At 28.9% G+C, this 21,186-nt stretch carries 12 protein-coding genes; 8 read left to right on the plus strand and 4 right to left on the minus strand.

Translation table 11 applies throughout. The features are described from left to right. The first annotated feature begins 393 nt into the window (after window positions 1–393). The 4 genes from rmuC to ubiB all read left to right on the plus strand — a co-directional run bounded on the left by rmuC (window position 394) and on the right by ubiB (window position 6,324). Window positions 394–1,854, plus strand: coding sequence for a DNA recombination protein RmuC (rmuC, locus tag ERCIPICE3303_RS02870; RefSeq protein ID WP_157991200.1), 1,461 nt, complete (start codon window positions 394–396; stop codon window positions 1,852–1,854). Window positions 1,855–3,278: 1,424 nt separating this feature from the next. Beyond that, window positions 3,279–4,040, plus strand: coding sequence for a bifunctional demethylmenaquinone methyltransferase/2-methoxy-6-polyprenyl-1,4-benzoquinol methylase UbiE (gene ubiE, locus ERCIPICE3303_RS02875; protein WP_157991201.1), 762 nt, complete (start codon window positions 3,279–3,281; stop codon window positions 4,038–4,040). 11 nt (window positions 4,041–4,051) lie between these two features. After that, window positions 4,052–4,657: an SCP2 sterol-binding domain-containing protein gene (locus ERCIPICE3303_RS02880; RefSeq protein WP_157991202.1), complete on the plus strand. Its 606-nt coding sequence runs from the start codon at window positions 4,052–4,054 to the stop codon at window positions 4,655–4,657. After that, entirely contained in the window at window positions 4,654–6,324 is a 1,671-nt protein-coding gene (gene ubiB, locus ERCIPICE3303_RS02885; RefSeq protein ID WP_157991203.1) for a ubiquinone biosynthesis regulatory protein kinase UbiB, read from the plus strand. Before ERCIPICE3303_RS02880 ends, ubiB begins: the two co-directional genes overlap by 4 nt. 2,381 nt (window positions 6,325–8,705) lie before the next feature. On the opposite strand, the gene bioD is transcribed toward ubiB, so the two are convergent. The 3 genes from bioD to ERCIPICE3303_RS03340 form a co-directional block, all read right to left on the minus strand. Beyond that, entirely contained in the window at window positions 8,706–9,398 is a 693-nt protein-coding gene (gene bioD, locus ERCIPICE3303_RS02890) for a dethiobiotin synthase (protein ID WP_157991204.1), read from the minus strand. Between the two features lie 960 nt (window positions 9,399–10,358). Beyond that, window positions 10,359–11,066, minus strand: a complete 708-nt coding sequence (gene hda / locus ERCIPICE3303_RS02895; protein WP_157991319.1) for a DnaA inactivator Hda — start codon at window positions 11,064–11,066, stop codon at window positions 10,359–10,361. A 934-nt stretch (window positions 11,067–12,000) separates the two neighbouring features. After that, complete coding sequence (locus ERCIPICE3303_RS03340) at window positions 12,001–14,175, minus strand: hypothetical protein (protein ID WP_232515415.1); 2,175 nt, start codon at window positions 14,173–14,175, stop codon at window positions 12,001–12,003. A gap of 1,726 nt (window positions 14,176–15,901) precedes the next feature. Between ERCIPICE3303_RS03340 and metK the strand changes: the two genes are divergently transcribed. The 4 genes from metK to queE all read left to right on the plus strand — a co-directional run bounded on the left by metK (window position 15,902) and on the right by queE (window position 20,372). Continuing rightward, window positions 15,902–17,056, plus strand: coding sequence for a methionine adenosyltransferase (gene metK, locus ERCIPICE3303_RS02905; protein ID WP_157991205.1), 1,155 nt, complete (start codon window positions 15,902–15,904; stop codon window positions 17,054–17,056). Between the two features lie 286 nt (window positions 17,057–17,342). Further along, window positions 17,343–18,869 carry a leucyl aminopeptidase gene (locus ERCIPICE3303_RS02910; protein WP_157991206.1) on the plus strand — a complete coding sequence of 509 codons (1,527 nt, stop codon included), beginning with the start codon at window positions 17,343–17,345 and terminating at the stop codon, window positions 18,867–18,869. 131 nt (window positions 18,870–19,000) lie between these two features. Further along, window positions 19,001–19,444, plus strand: coding sequence for a DNA polymerase III subunit chi (locus ERCIPICE3303_RS02915; RefSeq protein WP_157991207.1), 444 nt, complete (start codon window positions 19,001–19,003; stop codon window positions 19,442–19,444). A 256-nt stretch (window positions 19,445–19,700) separates the two neighbouring features. Further along, on the plus strand, window positions 19,701–20,372 hold the full coding sequence (queE, locus tag ERCIPICE3303_RS02920; RefSeq protein ID WP_157991208.1) for a 7-carboxy-7-deazaguanine synthase QueE: 672 nt from the start codon (window positions 19,701–19,703) through the stop codon (window positions 20,370–20,372). Between the two features lie 350 nt (window positions 20,373–20,722). On the opposite strand, the gene queD is transcribed toward queE, so the two are convergent. Then, the gene (gene queD, locus ERCIPICE3303_RS02925; RefSeq protein WP_416046614.1) at window positions 20,723–21,079 is read right to left on the minus strand and encodes a 6-carboxytetrahydropterin synthase QueD; all 357 of its coding nucleotides are present in this window, start codon (window positions 21,077–21,079) and stop codon (window positions 20,723–20,725) included. Window positions 21,080–21,186 lie beyond the last annotated feature (107 nt).

Below are 21,186 nucleotides of genomic sequence, written 5' to 3' on the forward strand. Positions count from 1 at the left end.
ATATTATCTACATACAATTATAAAAAATTATTCGAATTTTTAATAACAAGAAAATTATAACTAATTCCATTTTAGTTATCTGATAAAAAATAAAAAATGATATGATGTTTTTATAAAACATCATAGTCTAAACTAATAATAATAAAATATATAACACCTTATTTCAGTAAGAAAAGAATCAAAGATCTGAATCTAATATCTTATTAATTTTAAATAAATCAAATTGATATCTTCTCAATATCAATAATAAAACACAGTATATGAATGCATTCATACCCTTTTAGTTTAGTAACCAAACTAAGAATCAGATTATCTTTATTTATCTAGTCTAATCAATATCTGAATTCATTTCAAAATCATATTAGCTATTCGTACAATACAATCAATAGGAAGATGAACACAATAACAACATATCGTTTTATCTTTATTTTATCAACTACGATCATAGGATGGATCTGGACTTATATCTATTATAAGCGAAACTTGTCTAGAACAAAAAAAGAAAAATTTTTTTATATCGAGAAAACTCAACTAACTAATAACGAACTCCATCAATTACAGAAGAAGCTAGATGAGTATCTAGTACTTCAAAAACAAAAAGAACGAGAATATCATGAACTGTATAGTTACTTAGAAACAACTAAAGAAAAAATAGAAAATATTGAACACTGGAAAAATGAAACTAAACAATTAAGATATGAAAAAAATTGTCAGATAGAAATTAATAACGCCCAAAAAGTAGAACTACGTGAACTAGCAATCCGTCTAGAAGAAACACGAGCAACTTCTGAAGAAAAACAAACACTATTAGTACAAAACGAACAATATATCAATGTTCAATTGGAACATATAGCAAATCGTATTTTTGAAAATAAGGGACATTATATTGATGAAAAAAATCAACACAACCTACAAACTTTAATAGCACCATTACGAGAACAACTCGAAGGACTTCGACGCCAAGTACAAGAAGGATTAAACCAAGAATCACGTGAGCTCCATACTCTAACTCATGAACTTCATAACCTACAAAAACTGAATGCACAGATCACTGAAGAAACACTTAATTTAACTCGAGCTCTAAAAGGAGATAAAAAAACCCAAGGAACCTGGGGAGAAATAGTTCTCAGTCATATTTTAAATGCTGCTGGTTTAAGGGAAGGCCATGAATACGACACTCAAGTAAACATTAAAACAGAAGATAATGGACGCTTTCAGCCAGATATTATTGTGCATCTACCTAATAGTAGAGATGTAGTAATCGATGCTAAAATGACGCTAGTAGCCTATGAACGTTATTTCAATGCAGTTGATCATACAGAACAAGAAAAAGCTATTAAAGAACATATTGTTGCTATTCGAGGGCATCTGAGAAACTTACATCAAAAGGATTATCAAATACTACCAGGTATACGCTCTCTAGATTATATCTTAATGTTCATCCCAATAGAGCCAGCTTTTCTTCTTGCAATTAACAGAAAACCAGAACTCATAACTGAAGCCTTAAATCAAAATATTATGTTAGTAAGCCCCACTACTCTTTTAGTCGCATTACGCACTATTAATAATCTATGGCGTTATGAAAATCAAAATCGTTATGCAGAAAATATTTCAGATCGCGCTACACGACTGTATGACAAAATACGTTTATTTGTAGATGAGATGTGCGGTATAGGGGATAGTCTATATAAAGCACAACATTGCTATCATCAAGCTATGAAAAAGCTATCAGAAGGACGTGGAAATTTAATTTCCCAAGCTGAAACTTTTCGTCAGATGGGTGTTGAAATCAAACGCCCTATTAATAAAGAGCTAATAGAAAAATCATTACTTATAAAAGAACAAGAAAAATAAAAAAACTAGACCTCATAATATTGATTAAAATCAATATATTTTATTAGACACCATAATCTTATCTAGATATATGATATCATTTATACATAAATTTTTATTACTCTAACTATAATAGAGCAATCTTATATGATTCTAATCATTATAAAAAGATAGATGAGCTAAATCTCAATACTTTAATTGTACCTATAAATCTCATAAAATACTATAAATGCATATGCGCTATGTTACTAAGAAAGATACTCAGATTAACTAACTTACATATATTAACAATATTATTATGTTAACATCTAATACAGAATAGGTATACATATTTAACATATACGTCACATCAACTTAATAGCTATATTTCTCTGATTCCAAAGAGATTAGATTTAAATCATTCCAACAAGTTATAACAGTATTTCTCTTCTTATAATCTCTAAAAAAAATAAAAAAGATTCTAAATATCTTAAATTAAAATACCGGATGATAAGAAGATATATGTACCCTATACAAATATCTAAATTGATTTAATATATAATATTAATATTAATCTTCTAATATCAAAAAATGTAAAAATAAAACCTAATTACCTTTCTAGAAAATTATAAAGACATCTATTGAATTCCACTGAGATAATCTAAACATATACCTTATGATATATGTTCAGAATAATCCAATCTTCTTAGGATATAAATAAAGTTTTATCATAAATTAATACGATTTCTCTATAAAAAATCTAGAAAAATAAGAAAAACTGATTAATGCAGAATAATGAAGATAATCATATATTGTATAGTAAATAATATGTATAAAAAGATAAAACTATTCTATGATCTACCATAGAACTTTATATCAATGAAAAATAGAATAGATATCTACATTACGTACTTAGACTCATATGTCTAACTTAGATTAATACAACCTATCATTAATAGGTATTTAAATAAAAAATAAAATAAATCTTATTAGAAGAGAGTTTTACTCTAAATATCTCATCTTAATTTTTAATTATGTAAGTTTAGATTTTTTAATTTAGTATCATATTATTATAAAAATATATTAACTCTTGTTATAAAATTCTAACATAAGATCATGAAGCCATATCTATTTTCTATTGAAAATACTTCTTCCTATCACTATATGATGAATAGATCCTATATAGGATTATTTTTCTCCAGAAAATATTATATGATATAAGAACTAAGCCCGAGGTTTTCTCCAGATTCTTTATTTAAAAGATAAAAATTGAAATCTTTACTAATACCTATATTAACTAAACATAGATAACACATAGATACTGGAAAATATTTAAATATGATTTAAAAGAACACATCCTCTATATATAATTAAAACTTCGATAATATATATAAAAATTGTTAATAGACAGATATTTATATCTAGAAGCATATATTTAGAATAAAGTTTCAATTATTGGAGAATGCATGAAACAGAATAATAGATCTAAACAGAGTGCTTACTTTGGTTTTCGTTCTGTTATTAAAGAAGAAAAAACTAATTTAGTTGAAAATGTATTTCATTCTGTTGCAGCTAGATATGATTTAATGAACGATCTAATGTCACTAGGTATCCATCGTATATGGAAACGATATGCTATTAACTATAGTCATGTCCAGCCGGGGCAACGCGTACTTGATTTAGCAGGTGGAACAGGAGATCTGACAGAACAATTTTCACACTTAGTGGGAAAAACTGGTTGTGTTGTATTAGCAGATATTAATAGCTCCATGTTAAAAATCGGACGTGATAAATTACGTAACAAAGGCCTTATTAGTCAAATATATTATGTGCAAACCGATGCAGAATCTTTGCCATTTCCAGATGATTTTTTTGACTGTATTGCTATTGGATTTGGATTGCGGAATATAACTTCAATGGATACAGCTTTAAAATCCATGTTGCGAATACTGAAAAAAGGCGGACGACTATTAGTTCTAGAGTTTTCTCATCCAACATGCATGAAACTCAATAAAATATATAATTTATACATTTTTCACATTCTTCCTTACATTGGAAAAATAGTAGTACAAGATTCTCAAAGTTATCGTTATCTCGCAGAATCTATTCAAATGCATCCTAATCAAGAAAAATTAAAACAAATGATGATGGATATTGGTTTTCAAAATACTACATATGAAAACTTAACAGGAGGAATTGTCGCTCTACATTGCGGTTTTAAGTACTAACAAGGATAAATATGAGATTAGCGACAATATTGATAGCCATACTGGAAAAGATTTTAACGAAAATTCTATATCATAATAAGACCTCTCAGGCTATTCAAAAAAATCTCAAAAATACAACTATATCTATAGTCCTGTCTAACATAAGACAAGCAGTAACTGTATTATTTAATGTACAACAAATATTTTTATTTACTGATTGGACAAAAATAGAAAATTGTAGGATAAAGATCTACTATACTACGTTATTAAAAGTACGCAGTTATAATAATCTTACTAGACTTATTCAGGATAGAAAAATCGAAGTAGAAGGTGATACAACAATCATCCAAACTATTTTTTCTTTAATATATTCGATACAAAAACATCAAAAAAAATACATATTACTATGGTTATGCAATCTGACTAAAAAAATCATCACACATCTTAACTACCAATCATACCATAATATATTGCATAATTTAGAATATAAAAAAATATACCTACCTGAGATATTAATTGAAGAATCAAGGTTAGTTCTTAACCGATTAGAGTTCGCTGGGTTTATACAAGAAATAAATACGCTAATTTATTCATTAAATACCATTCAAACTCGAATAATGCTTCTGGAGGAGATATGACCTATGGTGAGTTTCGCCGTCTCTGTCTGATTATTCATATTTTTCTTCATTATAATCTAGATGAGCTGATCCCTTTAACATATCTTTCTGTATTATTAAGATTTTATCGAAAGTGTCTATTTTGGATACCTAATCAACATTTAAGTAAACCACCAGGCGTGAGATTACGTTTAGCTTTAGAAAAACTAGGTCCGATATGGATTAAATTTGGTCAAATGCTGTCTACACGTCACGACCTGCTACCAATCGATATCTCTCAACAACTAACACTATTACAAGATCATGTAACTCCATTTGATGGACTAGAGGCTCAGAACCTAATTGAATCCGCATTAAATGCACCTATTAAAACTAAATTTAACAACTTTAATACAACCCCATTAGCTTCCGCATCTATTGCTCAAGTACATTCTGCGACATTAAAAACTAACGGATGCGAAGTAATTATAAAAATTATTCGACCTAAAATTTTATCTCTTATTCAGGATGACTTGAAACTCATTTATCGAATTGCACTGTGGATTCCACGTTTTTTACCATCTACCCGTTTACTTCGTCTAGTAGATGTGGTGAATAATTACAAAAAAACTCTTCTTAACGAATTAAACTTGTTACGTGAAGCCGATAACGCTATACGAATGCGTCGTAATTTTTATCACAGCCAGATGTTATATGTACCAAAAATCTATCCAGAATTATGCAGTAAAAATATTCTTGTCATGGAACGTATTTATGGTATTCCTATTTCTAATATCGTTATGTTAATAAAACATGGTGTAAACTTAAATCTTTTGGCTGAACGTGGCGTAAATATTTTCTTTACTCAAGTATTTCGTGATAGTTTTTTCCATGCAGATATGCATCCAGGCAATATCTTTGTAAACTATACATATCCAGAAAACCCCCAATATATTGGAATTGATTATGGTATTGTTGGTTCTTTACAAAAAGAAGACCAACGTTACTTAGCAGAAAATTTTCTAGCTTTTTTAAATCGTGATTACCGTAAAGTCGCCGCACTACATATAGATTCAGGATGGGTACCACTGGATACTAATATAGAAGACTTTGAATTTGCTGTTCGTAGTATATGTGAACCTATTTTTAAAAAACCTTTAATAGAAATTTCTTTTGGAAATATACTAATTAACTTATTTAATATAGCACACTCTTTTCACATGGAAATACAACCACAATTAGTACTTTTACAAAAAACATTACTATATGTAGAAGGACTGGGTAGACAACTTAATCCTCAGCTAGATTTATGGAAAACAGCTAAACCATTTCTTGAAGATTGGATTCAAAATCAAATAGGCATCCCTGCGATTCTAAATGCTTTAAAAAATAAAATTCCAACTTGGGCATCAAAACTACCTGAATTACCAGATCTGTTTTATGAAAGCCTAAAACAGAATAAAAATATACAATCTCGTATAGACCAACTAACTTCAAACTTATACGTTGAACAGATTAAACAAAAACAATCATACTACTGGTTTAGTCTTAGTCCTATACTACTTTTTAGTAGTATTATTTTATTTTTATTATATGCAGAATGGACGACTCTTGCCATCGGACTAGTCACAGCTGGATGGATAACATGGCTTCTTGGATGGTGGATTAGTATCAGACCAACCCGATTATCTAATAAACAAAATCCTTAATTTTCTATATAGACGCTCATCTATTGATAATAAAAGTAGTAATTGATAATTATCAGCTTCTCAGGCATGAGATATCTGATGTACATGATTAGTAATCAGTATCTAACTAAAAAAATAGTAATAGATTCTTATAGATAATACTCTATATTACTCATCTTTATAATATAAAAATATAATCATCTATCTCTTGCCATCAGTTATCATAAACAGGTGTTCTTATTCATCTTATGAATAGCAATAGAACTAACAAAACACAAATGAAGTATATTGTATTTAGAATCTATCAAATATATCAATAACTATAATTATAAACTTTACTTGATCATAAATAAAACTATAAAAGATTGAAACCACCAACTCATATAACATCTAATTCACTATTTCATGTTAAAAACACTATTATTATACAGATAAATATATATATCATGAATTCATGCAAAAAAAGAAATTATTCATAATTTAACAAGATTTCTAAATATTTTATTAAAAATTAAAATTTTAATACAAACTAAATAAAAAACTCAGATAATTCAGATTAATCAACTGTAAATAACTGAATCATGTAAAAAATAATAAAAACCATTAAAATTAAATATATTTTATTAATTTTTCCTAAATTCAACACTATCTGAAATTCATAGCTAAACTCTCTCTAAACTATATTACTTGAGTTACAAACTCCTTTCATTTCAACAATATAAATAACAACATAATACATATAGATTATTACTCATATAATGACATTATTTTACTGTATAAAACAAAGCTTATTCATTTATATGCAGGCTATCATAAATATAAATTTTATATTTACTAAAAACTATAATATAGCACAATATCCATGTCTCTATCTTTCTATCGAATTAAATAATTATTTTTTTCTAATATTTGATATACATCTAATTTATATATCAAATAATATTAATTAGTAATATCTTATTTTTCGTAAATTAAAATATAATCATTTTATTTTTTTCTTCTAAAAACAAATATATAAAAGATAGATTTTCATAAACCATTCCATATCATATAAAAATCATATCTTATATAAAGAATCTTTAAAAATACAAAATAATGCATCAATCTTAAAATAAGAATAATTTAATATATAATTAATATTATCTTCGCTCATACTTATGAAAAATATAAATACCTCAATTTTTAAAAAAACAAAATTATCGATTGACGATATAAATATCTTTTAATCATCTATCAATAATTTTATTTATCATGATTAGAATCATTATCTCAATTTTATTGATACAAATAAAAATAAGATGATACATTGAAAATAAAACATCTATCAATGAATATATTATTCAGATCTTCTTCTCTTCCGAAACTTCTAGAATCAATAACTATTCAATATCGATGATATTAAATATATATACTTTATACGACCATAATAAGAGATATTAAGACGTACATTCCATATAAAATCAAATCTATCTCTCTGTACTAAGCACATTAACTCAGCATACCTCACAAAATATTACCTCAATCATATACTATCTATCTATTAAAAAATAAAATCATAAAAACTTAGTTATTAAACTAATTCACTCTGTTATATATATAAAATTAACAATCCAAATAAAATTATTAATAAAAATCAATAAAAATATATCCAAAACAGAATAAAATAAAAATTTATATAATCTCTAATTATATTTTAGATCCTAATACAATTAAGTATATCAGCCAGTATGTAAGTATCTTTAATCCAATCAAACTATAAAATTAAATAAATGATTATAACTTTGTTATATCTAATATGAGGACAGCTAATAAAACTTCTTGAAAATATAAAAATATAATATTACATATTTTACAATATAAACAGAATTAATCTATATAACTACCTCCAACATTATTTTTTATTATCTTAGTTTATAACATGATTAAATAATAATATACAATCTATCCTGTCATATATTATGATTATATTTATAAAAATCAATCTAAAATTATTAACATTCATCATACGTTCTATGAATATCAAAATAATCTTTATATACAAAGACTTAACATACTTCAATAAGAAAAATAAATACATCAACGGTGATATCATGAATCATGATTAATGATCTACAATATTACGATACAGAGCAAGACTCAATAATACCATTTATTACATACTTTATTTTATAAATTTATAACATCTTTTTTTTTAAAAAAAGAATTATCATTGTCAAAATATAACATAAATAATTTAAAATAATATTGTATTATAAAAAACTTCTATAAAAATAATATATCAAATCCTGGATACATTTTATAATCCATATCCATACTCATTCATGAAAAACATCACAATCTAGTACGATAAAAGGAGTAATTGTGACATTATGTACGTTTTATCTACTTATAATTAAGATTATCTATAATGAGACATAATCCTTTAATAAAGAAAAATTTAAGTAATGACCAAGAACCTTCTTTTCAGATCCATTTAAATATGGGATGGTGCCTAACAATGGAGCGTCCAATCGATTTTTTAAATCCATTATATACTCCCGAGAAAACTCAATAGCTTTTAAAGGATGATTAGCAATCCACCCAACTAACTGCAAACCTGCCTTTTGGATAGCTAAAGCTGTTAAGAGTGAGTGATTAATAACACCAAGCTTGATACCAACCACTAAAATCACTGGAAGTCGTTCAGCAATAACCCAATCAGAAAAATTAAATTCTGCTCCTAAAGGGGTCAACCAGCCTCCTGTTCCCTCAATTACTACTACATCTGCAATCATCCTTAGTGCATGTAATCCTTGAGATAAAAGACCAATATCAATATTCTTTCTTTCTATACGACAAGCAATATGAGGTGCAGTAGAAGTAAAAAGAGAAACTGCATTTACTTGATCATAACTAAGTACTATATTACTATTGGCCATTAATGCTAGTGCGTCTACACTCCTAACCCCATCTGGTGTCAATATACAACCAGAGGCAACTGGTTTATATCCAATAGAACGATATCCAATACGATCTGCAGCCTGTAGAAGTGCACAAGAGGCTAAGGTTTTTCCAATATCTGTATCAGTCCCAGTAACAAAAAAATACTGTTCCAAATGAAAATGCCCCTTAAAATATCAATTCTAGTTAATCATAAGCCCAACAAAAGATATTAATCTTAATACCTGATGCTTTTCTGTATTCTATCAAGTAAAGATGACATACCGAACTCACTCTCTATTCAGATAATCTAGTTTATCATCTTGTTTTTACTGTTACTATACATCATGGCACATGATGCTATACTCATAAAATAAACCTACCAATCAATAGATACTATTAAATTGGAATAACACCAAAACATACTGAAACTAAAGAGACCTAGTGAACATCAATATTCTTATAAATAATTCGTATTATATTTCTATCATAACTAAATCTATCATACAAAATTTATATTTTATTTCAGATTTATTCAGTATTAACAAAGAAAGAGCTCTTCTTTTATTAAAGAAGAAACTCTATAGTAATCACAACACATAACTAAAGAGCCATTCAATAAAAATTATAGATTACTATAAAAATCGATCTGATTAATCAGTTGAGAAGTTATGAGTCTACATATAAAGATTGTTATTCACTTTTGTATATCGACACTAATAATCTAAACGATGTTTATACTATAAACATTAAACAATCAAGAGAAGTTAATATGCAAGTATACATAGAATCATCAATCAATTTTCAAAAATTCATACATATTTATATAAATAATCAGATGAAGAAGAAATAATGAAAATATTATTTTCAATATTCATCTATATATTACCTATCTAACCTAAAGTCAAATAAAGATTTACGCCTTATTAATATGATATCTATATTCTAGATTTTCTATAGAAAATTAGTGCTATATAATCCTGAATTATTATTATTTAATTTCTTCTAAAAGATAGATTTTACTGAATATAACTACAATACTGGGTCAAAATAACGATGGATCATTAACACTACTCCAGTATAGTATATAATATCTCATTTTTACATCAAAATAAAAAATATAGAACGACTACTTCTTAAAGCGCTAACGCTCCTTTAACAAAAGGAATAGTTAGCTTTCTTTTAGCGCTAATTGATGCTTGATCGAGTTCATTCAACTTTATTAGAAGCGTACCTATTTCTCGATTCAGCCGTTTTAATAAAAAACGACCAACATCTTCCGGTAACTCAAAACCACGTAACTTAGCACGCGCTTTTAATGCCTGTAATTTATCATCGTCTGATAAAGACTGTAGCTTATAAATCTGCCCCCAATCCAAACGAGAAGACAGGTCTGCTAACTTAAGATTTAGTTGACGCGGAGGGCAATCTCCAGTAATAAATAATCGTGTTTTTCCGATCTCTAAAATACGGTTATATAAATTAAACACCGCCATTTCCCATAAATCATCACCAGCAATACACTCAATATTATCAATGCAAACTAAAGATAGATGCTCCATTCCATCAAGCACTTCTGGAATAAACCAAGTTCTCTTATCTAAAGGCACATAGCCTACTGCCTCTCCATATTCTGATACTTCTGCACAAGAAGCATGTAAAAGATGGCTTCGCCCCCCTCTTTTACTAGACCAAAAATAAATATAACTACTATCGCTCTGGTACAGAACGCTCTTTAACACACTCAATAACAAACGATTATCCCCTACCCAAAAACTAGAAAAAGTCTCGTCATGAGGTGGATGGAATGGAAGCAGAAGCTGTACAGGCTTATTCAGAATCACCTCAGCACTTTGAACAAGCAAATATGTAATAATTCTAACATAACTATCTGTAGGTCCTTTAATCCTCAGTAATAAAAAAACTAAACGTTTTCAATAGAATTCTTGAAAAATAGAAAAAATTAAGATATAATATATCGATATTATCATCGAATTTAACTGCACTATACATCTCTTTCTTATTCCTTCTATGTAGTTGATCTATCTTTTAGATCAAAGATTATACTTATATGTTAATATAAAAACTAACTAAATGCATTGTTCATTTAAGAATGATATGGTCTTACAAAGTCATACTTTTTTTTTAATCATGATCCACTCACCTCACTCTTTAAAATTCTAAATAATTAATACTATATAATAACCCTCTATATTCTATATCATAAGTGTTATGGATACCTATAGAATACTATCAATAATATATCCTTAGAAAAAAAATTGTATCAGATGCAATCTGATATTATAAGATTCATGAAATTCTCTTTTCTCTGCATATATAGTATCTATTTCATATCTTATTAATCTCTTTTAACCAAAATTTTAGGCCTATTCGCCAATAATTAAATTAATCAGATCACTTTGACGATACAATATATCTATATTTTATATATTAATAACTAACTCACTATATCACTATTAACCTGTAAAAATCGATGAGAAATCGGTATCTACTATCATAAGATACATCATGATTACATGAAGCTATTTATATGATCAACTATAATACAAAAAGAATAGAAAATATATCCGCAATCTCTTTCTATTGTTAAAATCTTACATATATATTCTTAATATATCTAAAAATAATTTTTTATTTAATTGTGAAAATAATAAAATAAAAAACTTTTTATTATTCTTACATCTTTATAGATTATCTATCTATCGATCTAATTAACTAATTAAAATATTATATATAATATAATGTGCTTTTCTAATATTAAAAATTACCAATTAAACCTAAATTAACTTTCCAGGTTTTATTTCCTACATTTTTTTGATTTAATGAAGTAAGAAATGATAGAGAAAAGTTTTTATTTAAAATGTACCTAATCCCAGTTTTGAGGATATGTTTCGTCTTTTTAACATCCATTTTACTCTGTAAAACCCCTACCGTGTTTACCATTGAATTGGAGATTAAATTATTATCTTTTATAATATTCTCAATTTTAATACCAGAGATCCATGTTAGAGATGGGAAAACTAAAATACGGACATCTGCCCCCATATCGGATCTAAGATTTTCATAATTAATCTTGTTGTACTTAACAGGAAAACTCAATCGCTTATCTTCTTGATAAGCAGAACGAGATAAATAATCATATCGTAAACCTACATGCCAAAAAAATGCAATATTTTTATTGTAAATTGATCGACCATCCCCCCACTCCATAGCAGAGCTAAACCCATTTAATTGACTACTTCCTTTCCCCATCTCAGTATGAGATAAAACAGAACGCTTCATCTCCATTCCATGCTGTATAAATGCAAAAGAAGGACGAAAATAATGTTCTCCCAAACCAAATGGAGTGTGAATATCAGCATAGAACCCAAATCCAAAATTCTTCCCATTAATTGTATGACTATGATGCGGTATATGAGGAAAAAATTTAGTAATCACACCCCCAAAAGATAAGATATCTGTTATACCATACCCTAAATTTACTATTGGAACCATATCTTTAGATATTAAATTAGAATTGTCTGTATTAATTAACCAACACCAATTATTATTAGAAACTACACACCCTTTCTGCAGTTTAGCTAAACCTTGTTCTTGTAATGTCATTAATGCAAATGTATCATTGACTATTTGATGAACAGTATCTCGAGTATTTATGAGATCAATTATAAACGACGAGGTAGCACTATCTGACATGCTATCTACCGTTGGCTTAATAGATGATAAACTCGGTGAAGTTTTATCCAAAACAAAACGAGGTATCCTAAGAACAAATGTACGATTTTTATCATCATCACCAGTCGATACACCTACAGCCATCTTTCCATCAGGAGATAATAATAAAATTTCAGAAGATCCAGAATCATTATTACTAAGTGTACCTAAATCAACTTTATTATTCCAATTATCCCCAGACCAGATAGCTGCATGCTCCTTGTTATTATCTGTAACAGCAGAACCAGCTGCTATCTTTCCATCAGCAGACAGTGCACGTGCTTTAGATGATCCAGAGTTATCACTTTTTAAAGTACCTAAGTCTGTTTCAGTCGTCCAGTTACTACCAGACCAAATAGTGGCACGTTCCTTGCCATTACCCGTAGTAGTATAACCAGATGCTATCTTTCCATCAGAGGATAAGGATAACACTGAAGACATAGGCATTTTACCATCTTGAGGTTGAACTAATATTGTTTTCATGGACCAGTTATCGCCGGACCAAATAGCTGCATTCATCACCTTATTCGGTAAGACAGTGTATCCACCTGCTATTTTACCATCAGCAGATAACGCTACCACAGAAGATCCTTCAGAAGAACTAAGATTATTCTTGTCTAAATCTGTATAAGTAGACCAGTTATCACCAGACCAAGTAGCTGCATGAAGTCGACCAGAACTAAAACTAGAATGTCCAGCTGCTATCTTACCATCAGAAGATAAAGATGACACTTCAGAGACTATCCTTTTATCCGAGCCTGGTTTTTCTACATCATGTTTCAAACTCCAATTATCCCCGTACCAAATTACTCCATGACGACTATTTTTCTCCGAAGCAGAATAACCTGCTACTATTTTTCCATCCTTGGAACTAGCTGAAACCCCAGAAGCACTCACATAGTCATAACCTAAACCTTCTAAAGTAATTCTTTTTTCCCAGTTATCTCCAGTCCATACCGCTCCTTTAATAGGATTAGAATCCTCAAATAAATCTCCTCCTACCACAGAACCATCATAAGAGACAGCATAAATCTCTCCAAAACGAAGTAAATTTATTGGCTTTGAGATTAGCTTTTTATCTACAAATTCTATTTCTTCTACTTTCGCATATAGCCCTATAGGAAGTCCAAAAAAAATTAAAATAAAAAATAATCGACTAATATGTACATTAAAAATATTAATTAGTATTTTAAGTCTTTTCCTTTTGAGATTTTTCATAACATATTCTTTCCTTCACGGGTCTTCATAAAATAGCAAAAATAACTATGAAGACTCTCTTGATTCACAAATTATCATTATAAAGGCTTTTATATAATTTAGATTCAGTATCACTTCATGATGTGAATCAAAATAAATATCAAAATCAAATAACTTGATATCACGAGTCTCACTTTTAAAACATCATCTGATTTAGTTAGTGTTACCATCCTTACCCGCTATCTCAAATAACAAAATATTAAATTACCTATTAAATTTATCATAAGATTTTCTCATTATAAAAACCTTAAAGTCTAATCAATTAAGGTTTTTAAAACTTTATAACAAATAGTAATCATTGGACTGAAAATAATAACACTAATCTCATAACATATTAAAAATGCTAATAAACATTATATTTTAGGATAAATCTAACATTAAAAATATTTATCTAGAAGTTAACCAAAAAAAACTAAGTCAAGCTGATTGCAATCTATAGAATGATACTGACAAACTCTCTCTTCTCTAAAATTTTTCTATATAAAAATCTATGAATTTAACCAAAAAGCTCAACATATTCATATTTAAAAACATATATAATTCATAAGAACTACAAAAAATAAATTTATTATAATTTTTCCCATTTTCAAGATTATTCTTCTATCATTGTTATGAGAAATAACAATGTTACTCTTACTCAACCTTGAAATTTAAAAACTATTATGACATGGATAAACATCTATAATAGATAATAGGATCACATCCACCTGAAAAATCGTGACTATTTAATTTAAAAACTAGATTCTGATTAATTTTAATAAGATATTATATATCAGTGCCTATATACTTATAATTCCACGATTTAAAAAATTACAAAAACTATAAAAATTAAAATAATTATTCCGATCTTACAATGCTAGTACCTAACTTCTATATAAATCTTCAATCCAGCTTAAATATTTCTGATAATTCTATAATTGCTTCTAATCTTTCTAAAGATAACATCTTATGTAATTAGAGATAGATTTGATCGATTGATCTATCATTGACTATGTAAATAGCAATCATTATTCACTCAATAAATCTCTATACTCTAAAATAAAATCATATTCTATCATTATCTTTAAAAATATTCATATCTTCTTACAATAACTCACTTAGAATATACAAAGAAAGATTCTATCATTAAAATCACTTAAGTATCACTCTAATATAAATTAAAAACATAGAGTTATCATTTTAATACAGACCTATTCTATTATTCTAAGTATTAAATTGTTAGACTACTTTTCCTTATCAAGACCACGAAATAATATAAGATTCATCTTATCAAGATATTATAAAAAATGGAGTACAACTAACTTCAATCAAAATGTTAAAAATATCTTTACAAATCAGATATATTTAATATCTTTGATTTTCTGAATGAAATCATTGCTTTTATAGTTTGACCCATACTCCACTTCAAAGTAAACTTAAATGATACATTATTAAATAGAACCACTAAGATATAAAACAATAAAAAATTTACATGATGTAGACCTGAATAAAACACAGTCAATAGAATGCTTTATAAAAAATATATTTACTAGGTAATCTTTAGTAATTAGAGACCTTATCTGCATCTCTTAGTATTAAAATGATTAATTTTAAAAAATTACACTATTGTTAAATAACCGAGCATATAAATTATGGGCCTATAAAAATATGCTTGATAAAAATGTAGCACTTAAGGTAACAAATTAAGATGGCTAAACACTTTTTCACATCCGAGTCTGTATCAGAAGGGCATCCCGATAAAATCGCTGATCAAATTTCAGATGCAATACTCGATGCTATTTTAGATCAAGATCCTCAAGCGCGAGTAGCTTGTGAAACCTATGTCAAAACCGGGATGGTTATGGTGGGAGGAGAAATATCCACTAAAGCATGGGTAGATATCGAAGAAATAACACGACAGAGCATACGAGACATAGGTTATATCCATTCTGATATGGGGTTTGACGCTAATTCCTGTGCAGTCCTTAATGCTATTGGTAAACAATCATCAGATATCAACCAAGGAATTAATCACCCAAACCCCAAAGAACAGGGAGCAGGTGATCAAGGTCTAATGTTTGGCTACGCTACCGACGAAACAGACGTACTTATGCCTGCACCAATAACCTATGCTCACCGACTAGTAAAACAACAATCTGAAGTACGAAAAAGTGGTCGATTACCATGGTTACGTCCAGATGCGAAAAGTCAAATTACATTTCAATATGAAAATAATAAAATTATTGGCATTAATACAGTTGTTTTTTCAACTCAACATGAAGCATGCATTTCACAAAAAGAAATTAAAGAAGCAATAATAGAAGAAATTATTAAACCTGTACTACCATCTATGTGGACAACTAATAATATTGTATATCATATTAACCCCACGGGCCGTTTCGTAATTGGAGGACCTATGGGAGATTGTGGATTGACTGGACGTAAAATTATCGTTGATACTTATGGAGGTATGGCACGTCATGGTGGCGGGGCTTTCTCAGGTAAAGATCCTTCAAAAGTTGACAGATCTGCTGCTTATGCAGCACGCTACGTTGCAAAAAATATCGTTGCCGCAGGGCTGGCTGAACGATGTGAAATACAGATTTCTTATGCTATCGGGATAGCTGAGCCCACCTCTATTATGGTAGAAACATTTGGAACTGGTAAAATTCATACCGAACTGTTAACCTTACTGATACGTAAGTTTTTTGATCTAAGACCTTATGGTTTAATTGAAATGCTAGATCTTCTTCGCCCCATCTATCGCGAAACTGCTTCTTATGGTCACTTTGGCCGCGAACACTTTCCATGGGAAAAAACTGAGAAAGCAGATGAACTACGTGAAGCTGCTGGTCTTAAGTAAAATTACATTTTAAATCTGTATATAAAATAGATTCAAATACAAAAATGTAAACATATAATCTTGTAAAAATAAATAATAAAAAATTTCACATTTATAATACAAAAAGAAATAATCTATTTGTATCTTTTAATTCAAACTATTTATTATATTATATTTATATATTCTATAGAATTTTTGATAACATCATCATATTATAGAATTTTTACATCCATCCTATTTGTTATTTTCATCTTTAGAAAAAACTAAAATAATTAAAATATTCCATATTAAAAATTTAGGAGAATACATGGAATTTAATATAAAAATTACTAGCATTGAAAAACAACGCGATAATTCCTCCATTGTTATAGCCATATTTGAATCGCGTCAACTTTCACCAACAGCTGAACACCTAGATAAAATTAGCAACGGCTATCTTAGTTCTTTGTTACGTCATGATGCACTAGAAGGAAAAATTGGACAAAGTCTTCTTTTATATAATGTACCCAATGTTCTTTCTAAACGCATTCTTCTTATTGGATGCGGAAAACAAAATGAAATGGATCTACAGAAATATAGAAAAATCATGCATACAATTATCACAAAATTAAATGATTCAGGCTCAATGGAAGCAGTGCTATTCCTCATCGAACCAAATCTCTCAGAAGAGAAGGTTTACTGGTCCATACGCCAATTAATAGAATCTGCGCATGAGACATTATACTCTTTTAATCAATTTAAACAGCGGAGCTCTACAACACAACCTATATTACGAAAAATCACCTTTAACGTCTCTGGACAGAATCAATGGACTGCCAGCATAGAAGCTATACAGCATAGTCTAGCAATTGCCAAAGGAATTAAAATCGCTAAAGATCTAGGTAATATGCCACCTAATATCTGCAATAGCTCTTATCTTACCTTACTCGCTAACCAATTAGCTACAACCTATAACAATTATATCACAACACATATCATTAATGAAAAAGAAATGGATTCATTAAGCATGAATGCCTACCTTGCAGTAGGATCCGGTTCAAAAAATGAATCTCTTATGTCAATAATTAAATATAAAGGGCATCTAGATACAAACGCTCGCCCCATAGTTTTAGTTGGCAAAGGCGTAACCTTTGATAGTGGCGGTGTCTCACTGAAACCAGGAAAGAACATGCATCATATGAAATATGATATGTGCGGGGCAGCAGCTGTATATGCTATAATGAACATTATAGCTGATCTTAAACTACCTCTCAATGTCATTGGAGTTTTAGCTAGTTGTGAAAATATGCCAGGCAGCAGAGCCTATCGTCCAGGAGATATACTAACCACCATGTCCGGGCAAACCGTCGAAGTCCTTAATACTGACGCAGAGGGTCGCTTAATACTATGTGAAGCATTAACTTATATTAATCGTTTTAATCCAGAAATAGTAATTGATATCGCAACTCTAACCGGTGCCTGTGTAATTGCTCTTGGTAACCATATGAGCGGTCTTCTCTCAAACTACGACCCACTCGTTAATGAACTTATCACAGCTTCAAAACAAGCTAACGATCATGTATGGCACCTACCAATAAGTAAGACATACCAAAAACAGATTGATTCTAAATTTGCAGATATAGCCAATATTGGAGAGGGAGAAGCCGGAGCAATTACTGCAGCCTGTTTTTTAGCTCGTTTTACAAAAAAATATCATTGGGCGCATTTAGATATAGCTGGAACTGCTTGGGATTCTAAAAACAATACAGGAGCCACTGGAAGACCAGTAGCACTACTATCACAGTTTTTATTAAATCGATCCCATTTAAAGATAAAATCACTAACTAAAATATAAAAAGAACAATTAGTTCCTTTAATAGGATTATTATTCATATCAATATATTTAAGATAAAAAATTAAATTCTATTGAAATATTAAGAATTCACTGAATTATAATTGAATACTTTTAAAATAAAAGATCCTAGAATGACTCATGTAACTTTTTACCTATTGCAACCTATCAATTTATTTCAAGATATAAATTATCAAGAACAACTTATATGTTTTCTCGCTTACACAAATTGGAAAAAAAGAAAAAGAATGCTTATTCTTTGTCAAAACAAAGAAGAGGCTATCACAATCGATGAAGCTCTGTGGAATCAACCAATTTATTCTTTTATACCTCACAATCTAACTAAACAGGGTCCATCATACGGTGCACCAATAGAAATCACATGGCCAAATCAAAGATTTACTGGATCACGCACCTTACTTATGAATCTAGGGCCACATCTCATCAATTCTTTTTCTGAGTTCTCTGAGATAATAGATTTTGTACCATTTGAACAACCGCTAAAACAGCTAGCACGTGATCGATATACACAATATCGTAACTTAGGATACCAATTATCCATTATTCAATCAAAGTAATAGATTATCATAAGATGAGTCTTATGAACTAATAATATATCTATTAAATATTAACTTTATTTCTGCCAGGTATAGAAACACTCAACAATGGATCAGTCAACAATCATATATCTAACATAGTCTATATTAAAGCTTCTATCAAAATAGATTTATATAACTTTTTTCTTAAAACAATATCAATATATTCTATTTAATTTTAAAATGATTAATCGACACTATAATTCATATTATTTATATTCTATTAGCCGAGTATCCAATGCAGTATCCAATTAATTCAATATTTCAAACTTTGCAAGGAGAAGGTCTACATGCTGGTGTACCAGCAATATTTATTCGTCTTCAAGGCTGTCCTATAGGATGCATGTGGTGCGACACTAAATATACTTGGAAAACACTCTTAAACCGGGAAATATCACTAGAACAAGTTCTTATAAAAAAAATCAATACCAATTTTTGGTGTATAGCGAGCACAAAGATGATACTGAACACAATCAGTAAATATAAGTGGACAGCTAAACATGTTGTAATTACTGGTGGTGAACCTTGTTTGCATGATCTAATCCCTCTAACTAACGCATTAGAAACCGCAGGTTTTTCTTGTCAAATAGAAACAAGTGGCACCCATGTTATTTTGTGTACAGACAGCACATGGGTAACAGTATCACCAAAAATAAATATGAACAAGAATTATGAACCGCTTCATAAATCGTTAGTAAGAGCAGATGAAATCAAACATCCAGTCGCACATCTACATGATATAGAAAAATTAGATCTCTATCTCAAAACTATTAATGATTCAAAACCACGCGTGATCTTATTACAACCAATTAGCCAACAAACCAATGCTATCCAACTATGCATTAAAACGTGTATTATTCGAAATTGGCGACTATCTACTCAAATACAAAAATACCTCAATTTCTCCTAACATTAAAAATAAAAAGATCAGAATTTTAACAAATAAATATAAATTTCCTTATCTCATCTTTACAAAATAGTCAGCAGCCTTTCCTCTCTGAGACCTAGAGATCTTATATAAAAGATCTCTAGGTCTATAAATTGTATTAATGAAAGTTATCAAAAATTTTAGTCTTATAACTATAAAGTCAAATAGATTACTACAATTATTTTCTTAAAAAAAAGATAATAAAGCTCTATTATTATCTCTTGATTCTAGAATGCATAATCTAGATCCTTAGTAATCTATATATTCAAAATCTGGTTCAGTTACTCCTATTATATAACAATATAGATATTAGATAGTACAATTAAGACAACTCAACCACGATAAATACATCCAGAAGTACATGTCTCTCGCACTGAAACTGAACTTAATAATGGTAATGATAGTTTTATTTTCGTCCAAATCCATTTAACTAATAACTCGCTAGTTGGATTAGAAAGACCTGGAATATTATTGAGACAAGAGTGATTTAGCTGATCATAAATGGGTTGAAATAGACTTTCAATCTTAGAAAAATCCATAACCCAGCCAGTATCACTATTTAGTTCACCAGTCACTTCTAAACGAACTATAAAAGAATGCCCATGTAAGCGACCACATTTATGTCCATCAGGAACATATGGTAAATAATGTGCAGCTTCAAACTGAAACTCTTTAAATATACTATGCATAATTAAACCTAGTTATAATCAAATATTTAATCTTCTAACATATCTAAATACATTCATAATCACACTGTAATTGTAATTTAATAAAAATATAAAATTATTAATCCTAT

Origin of the sequence: Candidatus Erwinia haradaeae (genome assembly GCF_900699015.1) — a bacterium.
GTDB lineage: Bacteria > Pseudomonadota > Gammaproteobacteria > Enterobacterales > Enterobacteriaceae > Erwinia_E > Erwinia_E haradaeae_E.

Excerpts from the sequence above, each read along its gene's own strand:
- ubiB (WP_157991203.1), top strand. The coding sequence starts at position 4,654 with ATGACCTATGGTGAGTTTCGCCGTCTCTGTCTGATTATTCATATTTTT.
- metK (WP_157991205.1), top strand. The coding sequence starts at position 15,902 with ATGGCTAAACACTTTTTCACATCCGAGTCTGTATCAGAAGGGCATCCC.
- ERCIPICE3303_RS03340 (WP_232515415.1), bottom strand. The coding sequence starts at position 14,175 with ATGAAAAATCTCAAAAGGAAAAGACTTAAAATACTAATTAATATTTTT.
- rmuC (WP_157991200.1), top strand. The coding sequence starts at position 394 with ATGAACACAATAACAACATATCGTTTTATCTTTATTTTATCAACTACG.
- queD (WP_416046614.1), bottom strand. The coding sequence starts at position 21,079 with ATGCATAGTATATTTAAAGAGTTTCAGTTTGAAGCTGCACATTATTTA.
- queE (WP_157991208.1), top strand. The coding sequence starts at position 19,701 with ATGCAGTATCCAATTAATTCAATATTTCAAACTTTGCAAGGAGAAGGT.
- ERCIPICE3303_RS02910 (WP_157991206.1), top strand. The coding sequence starts at position 17,343 with ATGGAATTTAATATAAAAATTACTAGCATTGAAAAACAACGCGATAAT.
- ERCIPICE3303_RS02915 (WP_157991207.1), top strand. The coding sequence starts at position 19,001 with ATGACTCATGTAACTTTTTACCTATTGCAACCTATCAATTTATTTCAA.
- ubiE (WP_157991201.1), top strand. The coding sequence starts at position 3,279 with ATGAAACAGAATAATAGATCTAAACAGAGTGCTTACTTTGGTTTTCGT.
- ERCIPICE3303_RS02880 (WP_157991202.1), top strand. The coding sequence starts at position 4,052 with ATGAGATTAGCGACAATATTGATAGCCATACTGGAAAAGATTTTAACG.